At 30.7% G+C, this 4,573-nt stretch carries 6 protein-coding genes; 1 reads left to right on the forward strand and 5 read right to left on the reverse strand.

What is annotated here, in order from left to right:
* Nucleotides 1-39 precede the first annotated feature (39 nt).
* Nucleotides 40-453 carry a hypothetical protein gene (locus NE054_RS07030; protein WP_297890115.1) on the reverse strand — a complete coding sequence of 138 codons (414 nt, stop codon included), beginning with the start codon at nucleotides 451-453 and terminating at the stop codon, nucleotides 40-42.
* A gap of 66 nt (nucleotides 454-519) precedes the next feature.
* On the opposite strand from NE054_RS07030, the gene NE054_RS07035 reads away from it, so the two are divergent.
* Nucleotides 520-2,019 (forward strand): RNA-guided endonuclease TnpB family protein, encoded by a 1,500-nt coding sequence (locus NE054_RS07035; protein ID WP_297890117.1) that lies wholly within the window; start codon nucleotides 520-522, stop codon nucleotides 2,017-2,019.
* On the opposite strand, the gene NE054_RS07040 is transcribed toward NE054_RS07035, so the two are convergent.
* The 4 genes from NE054_RS07040 to NE054_RS07055 are packed head-to-tail and all read right to left on the reverse strand — an operon-like array spanning nucleotide 2,011 to nucleotide 4,524.
* On the reverse strand, nucleotides 2,011-2,133 hold the full coding sequence (locus tag NE054_RS07040; protein ID WP_297890119.1) for a hypothetical protein: 123 nt from the start codon (nucleotides 2,131-2,133) through the stop codon (nucleotides 2,011-2,013). The two genes, NE054_RS07035 and NE054_RS07040, sit on opposite strands and share 9 nt — an antisense overlap.
* Entirely contained in the window at nucleotides 2,130-2,744 is a 615-nt protein-coding gene (locus NE054_RS07045; RefSeq protein WP_297890121.1) for a GGDEF domain-containing protein, read from the reverse strand. The genes NE054_RS07040 and NE054_RS07045 overlap by 4 nt, the downstream gene beginning before the upstream one ends.
* Entirely contained in the window at nucleotides 2,741-3,877 is a 1,137-nt protein-coding gene (locus NE054_RS07050; RefSeq protein ID WP_297890123.1) for an FIST N-terminal domain-containing protein, read from the reverse strand. Before NE054_RS07050 ends, NE054_RS07045 begins: the two co-directional genes overlap by 4 nt.
* A gap of 26 nt (nucleotides 3,878-3,903) precedes the next feature.
* Entirely contained in the window at nucleotides 3,904-4,524 is a 621-nt protein-coding gene (locus tag NE054_RS07055; protein WP_297890125.1) for a histidine phosphatase family protein, read from the reverse strand.
* Nucleotides 4,525-4,573 lie beyond the last annotated feature (49 nt).

Below are 4,573 nucleotides of genomic sequence, written 5' to 3' on the forward strand. Positions count from 1 at the left end.
AACTCCAGCAGATATTGCATATGGGATGTGATATAATGTTTATGTATGGATGCTCACGATGTACTGAACCAATACAAAAGTTAGATTTTTTGACTGTATCATAAAACCTTTGTATTCCGGAGGAAGTTTTATGTTAAACTTATCTAACCTGTCTTCTAAAAATATCAGTTGTGGTCTTCCTTTTTTCCAATAAAGTCCTCCGATGGCATTCTTTAAAGTTTTCAAAATTTCATCGTTTAAGGCAAATACAGGTTTTGAGTTTTCAGGTATGTGTTTGTCCGTTAGAAATATCTGAGCATTCTGACAGTCTGTGATTATGATTTTATCTGAGTACTTTTTTATCGTTTGTGCTTTGTTTGTGTCATAAAGACATACGAATACTTTAGAGCTATCAAACATATCTGATAAAACTTTTTCTAACAGTCTTACTTCTATGTACTGGGGGTCTTGCAACTAGTCATACATTTTATTGACAAATATGTTATACTATACCAAAACTTTTAACAAATTTCCACTAAAATGAATAAAACATACAGAGCATTACCTTACCAACACTTTGCTAATAAAGGAAAACTCAAAATTATAGATAACCTCTTTTATTTTTATAGACAAGACGCTCAAAGAATATTTAATTACATTTGGCATAAGTTTCTTAGAATAAGAACAATATTAAATCAAAAAGAAAACCTCAAAGAATGTAAAGTAATCCTGTCAGAAAGGTATAAATACAACATCTATACCTATGTAGTTTATCCTACCTATCTATCCTTCTTAGAAAACGCAAAAGATTACATAGTAGGTTTGATTACAAAATCAACTTTAAATGACAACGATAAACTTATCCTTTATATTCTTAATAGAAGAGGTTTATGGTTAAACCCTCCAAATGAATTAGAAGTTAGCAAGGATAATCAAGTAATTACTTTATCCGTAAACCAAGAGCATAAGAAATTAATCAAAAAGCTTTTTCATAGATATTTGGCTACGCATAGATTACCTGAATTTAAGAATACACCTTTAATTGGTGATGGTAAGATAATGGAGTTTCAAAAGAGCAAGAAATCCAAACATTTTGAGTATTGGATTAGGCTATCTACTAACATAAAAAATAAACCTATTTACATACCAATTAAAGAAACGGAATACTATAAGCTAAAAGATGGTAAGGATACAAGTATTTTTCAGTTTGTAAAAGACGATTTGGGAAACATACAATTGAAAAGAATCAAAGAGATAAATGCTAAAGAGAACAATGGTGATAATGTATTAAGTTTAGATTTTGGGCTTGCTAATCTATTTGCGACTGATAAAGGAGATTTATTAGGAAGAAGGTTTTACGATAAAGTAAAAGAATATGCGGATAAAATAGATAAATTACAAAGGAATTTGCAAAGACAAGGCATAAAACCAAAGGAAAGTAAAAGGTATATAAAATTGAGCTTTAAGTTAAAAGAATTTGTAAAAAACGAAATAAGAAGGATAATAAACAAGCTTATTAGAAGATATAATCCATCAATAATAGTAGTAGAGAACCTTAAAAATTTTATTCAAAATGTTATAAACCAATTTCCAAAGACAGTAAAAAGGACACTTATAAGGATAGGAAGGAAAGAAATAAAGAACAAACTAAACGATATATCACAAGAGTATGGGATACAGGTAATAGAAATAAACCCTGCTTATTCATCACAAGCTTGCAGTAATTGTGGATATATAGACAGAGAAAACAGGAAAAGTCAATCAGAGTTTGAGTGTAGGTTATGTGGTAAGAGAGTTCATGCGGATGTGAATGCATCAAGGAACATTCTCAAACGTTTTGAGGAGAGGGTGCATTTACACAGCATGAAGCAAGCCCTTAGTTGGCAGGTGAGAAAGTTTTTAGAAAACCTGACAACTAAGAGGTATAAGTGCCTGTGGAGTAAGGCACGGAGCTTACTGGTTAGCAATGTTTATTTTGCTAACCATAGTTCCTTAACCCAAGGTATAGATGGTTATAAAAGGAATAAATGTCTATACTAAGGGATACTCAGACAGTTCTTCATACTGGGTAAGGATAGATTTTATATCTTCCTGTGCAAAAGCCATATTAAAAAGTAGTAAAGTTGAGATTAATTTAATCTTTTTATGTGTCATAACATACCTTTTCTCTTTTTTTTATTGGTATACATGATAAAATCAACTTTGTTAAGAATTTCTTTTATTATAGAATCACTATCTTCTTCAAGTTTTTCTAATATATCCTTGATGTCATCCGGAATTTGAAGTATTCCGTAGGAAACTGATAAATTTTCTTGTGGGATTATGTTCTCAATTTCTTCTCTTATTTTTTGTAGTCTTTTTTCTACATCAGATTTTTCTTTCTCAAAAATGATTGCTATAAACTCATCTCCACCCAATCTTGCTACTAAATCATAGGAGCGAAACGATTTTTTGAGTATATTTCCTACATTTTTTAATACTTCGTCCCCTTTGATATGTCCGTATTTATCATTTATCGGTTTAAAATTGTCAAGGTCAAACATCACCAATGTAAAAGGATTTTCTTCTCTTTTTACTCTCTCTACCTCTCTTTTAAGTTGCTCTAAAGCATAGTGTCTGTTGTATAGCTGTGTAAGTTCATCTGTTATAGACATTTTATATGTTTCTTCTAAAACTCTTTCTCTTTGGGAGATAAAGTAATCGTATTTCTTTGTAACCTCTTCAAGAAGATTTTTTAGTAATGTTATTTTTATTTTTTCTCTCATAACTCCCTCATGGCAAGAAGTAATGAAGTTTCATTGTAAAATTTTAGTGATTTGTAAAATTTATCGGGACCTATTTCTCCGAATGTAAAAAATCCAAAAAGGTTAGCGTTTAGAGTGTTTATATAGATTTGGTTTTCTTTTATTCCTTCTTCTTCTAAGACGTACTGTCTTGCTATACAAGAGAAGTTAAACAGAATATCCGGATGTTTTATACTACTCTTTACTTTCAGTGTACTTTCTCTATCTTCAAAAAGGAGTTCATCTTTTTCTCCAAAAGAAAATTTAAATTTTTGTCCAGTTTTAACAGGTCCAAAAAACTCTACATAATCCTTACCTAACTCTTTTGGAGTTCTTACCGTAGCAACGTATCCTTCCGTATCATCTAAGATAACTATTGGACAGTACCATAGATATTCTATAGAAGGATTTTCAATTCCTTTTAGAATACTTTGAATTATGTATGAAAAGTTTTTGTTGTCATCAACTGTGAAAACTTTATAACCTTGTGCATTTTTGACTTCGTATGTAATACCGTAAGGTTTAAATCCCAACGAAATTCCTATTTCAAACTCTACAGAATCGAAAGATAAAACTACAAAGCCGTTCTTTATAACTTTATCTGGTGTGAATATGTATGTAAGAATTTCTCCATCTTTTTTATATCCACTTGATAGTCCACCTACTATATTTTTTGTTGGAGTGTAGTTAAGTAGTTTACTTAAATTTTCAACAAAAAAACCAAATTTATGTTCACATAAACCGGCAATTATTATGTTAAGTTTATCCTTATTTTGGTTTAGATAATCTGCCGTTTTCTGTAATGAATCTTTCTCTTCTATATCCTCTATCTCAAAGGTATGTATTTTTCCACTGTTTTCAAATTTTATAGCAAGTAGTACTACACCTTCCACTACAACATCGTTTGCAAAAGCGTCTATCGCATGAAATCCAACCCATCTGTCTGTTTTGAAGATTCTGTTTACAAAATAGATTACATCGTTGTAATCGTATTTAGGATGGAAGGAAAAAATTAAAAAATCAAATTCTTTAAAACTGTTATCCAATTGCTGTTTTATCTCTTTCAACCCAAAGTTTAAGCTCTCTTTTGTTGAGTAGAATATTTCTGTCTTCATCTCAACTCCCAATCTTATTCAAATTATTATAACAATCTGAAATCTTTTTCGGCATGGGTTGAAAGATTTATGAATTTTACCTCGTCTTTTGATTTGTTTGATATTATCAAGGATAATCCGGTGTTATCGTGGCGGAATTTCCAAAGACAGTCTATTCCAAGCCCCATAGCTATACACAGTAATCCTTGTATTGAACCTCCGTGTCCTACGACTAATATGCTGTCATCTGGATATTTTTTTATATCTTCTAAAAATATTTTTAATCTTTTTTCAAAGTGAAATGGGTCTTCCTGTTTTGGGAGTGGATGTTTAACCGGATTGGAAAGCCAGTTGTAAAAATGTTCTTTCGCATTTTGATAAATCCAGTCGTAAGATAGTCCTTCCCAAGTACCAAAATGCATCTCTCTAATTCTTTCGTCTTTGTGAACTTCTAATCCTAATATTTTTCCTACTATTTTTGCGGTTTGGTAAGCCCTTTTTAAATCCGATGATATTATCTTCTTTATGCCTTTGTCTTTTAAAAACTCTCCCAAAGCTTTTGCTTGATTTTTTCCTTTTTCTGTTAACTCTGTATCTATATGTCCTTGAACTATTTTTTTTGCGTTGTACTCACTTTCTCCATGCCTACATAGGTATATATGTTTCATGAACTTTTATTTAATTCCTCGTAGTTAAGTATAACTAAAAATCCTGTTG

Source organism: Sulfurihydrogenibium sp., assembly GCF_027448985.1.
In the GTDB taxonomy this organism is placed as follows: Bacteria; Aquificota; Aquificia; order Aquificales; family Hydrogenothermaceae; genus Sulfurihydrogenibium.

Coding starts and splice junctions, on each gene's coding strand:
- NE054_RS07045 (WP_297890121.1), bottom strand. CDS start 2,744: ATGAGAGAAAAAATAAAAATAACATTACTAAAAAATCTTCTTGAAGAG.
- NE054_RS07055 (WP_297890125.1), bottom strand. CDS start 4,524: ATGAAACATATATACCTATGTAGGCATGGAGAAAGTGAGTACAACGCA.
- NE054_RS07050 (WP_297890123.1), bottom strand. CDS start 3,877: ATGAAGACAGAAATATTCTACTCAACAAAAGAGAGCTTAAACTTTGGG.
- NE054_RS07040 (WP_297890119.1), bottom strand. CDS start 2,133: ATGACACATAAAAAGATTAAATTAATCTCAACTTTACTACTTTTTAAT.
- NE054_RS07035 (WP_297890117.1), top strand. CDS start 520: ATGAATAAAACATACAGAGCATTACCTTACCAACACTTTGCTAATAAA.